Raw genomic sequence first — 773 nt, 5'->3', positions numbered from 1 at the left:
GCATTGTCGCCCACACCGTCACCATCGGTGTCGGTGGTTTCAGAGGCGTCTGTTGGGAACGCATCGGCATTATCGCCCACGCCGTCCCCATCAGTGTCAGTCGTTTCCGTGGCATCCGTAGGGAAGGCATCGCCGTTATCACCGACGCCATCACCATCGGTGTCCGTGTCTTCGTTTGGATCAAATGGGAAGGCATCATAGATATCGAGGGTGCCGTCGTTGTCATCGTCTTCATCGTTCGGGTTGGAGATACCATCACCGTCCGAGTCTTCGGCACGATCGTCAACCCCGTTACCATTCACATCACCGCCCCCTTCGCCATCTTGAAGGGTAAGCATGCCGTCACCGTTAGTGTCGAAGGCTGCGAAGTGGTAACCGTGCATGTCGAAGGCGGTGCCGTCATTTTCAGCATTCTGACTTTCTAAATCCAAGTAATCTGGAATGCCATCGCCGTCAGAATCTGGGGCAGGGTCGACGCTGGCTTGCAGGTCAATGCTATCAACAGTCAGGCTACCATCTGCATCAGCGAGGCCGGCTTCGATCACGTCAGGGATGGTGTCGTTGTCGGAGTCCAAATCCACATCGTTGTTCACGCCGTCATTGTCTGCATCGGCGGTAAAGCCAGCACCAGACAGGGGCGTGAGTTCGATATTGCTTAAGCGCATTGCGCCGCTGTAGAAGCTGGAATCGACATAGAAGTCTGGCGTGTCGCCGCTGTAACTGACTTCTCTGATTTGCTCGCCATTGCGAAGGTAACGCACGGTGCCGTTATC

Annotated in this window: 1 pseudogene; it reads right to left on the bottom strand. The window is 55.4% G+C overall.

The features are described from left to right. Positions 1–761 (bottom strand): annotated as a pseudogene (locus tag BCT27_RS25690) (hypothetical protein); the annotation flags it as partial. Between the last annotated feature and the right edge of the window lie 12 nt (positions 762–773).

The organism is Enterovibrio norvegicus (assembly GCF_002876705.1).
Taxonomy (GTDB): domain Bacteria; phylum Pseudomonadota; class Gammaproteobacteria; order Enterobacterales; family Vibrionaceae; genus Enterovibrio; species Enterovibrio norvegicus_B.
The sequence above is the reverse complement of the archived record's forward strand: the minus strand, read 5'-3'. Positions and strand labels throughout refer to the sequence as shown.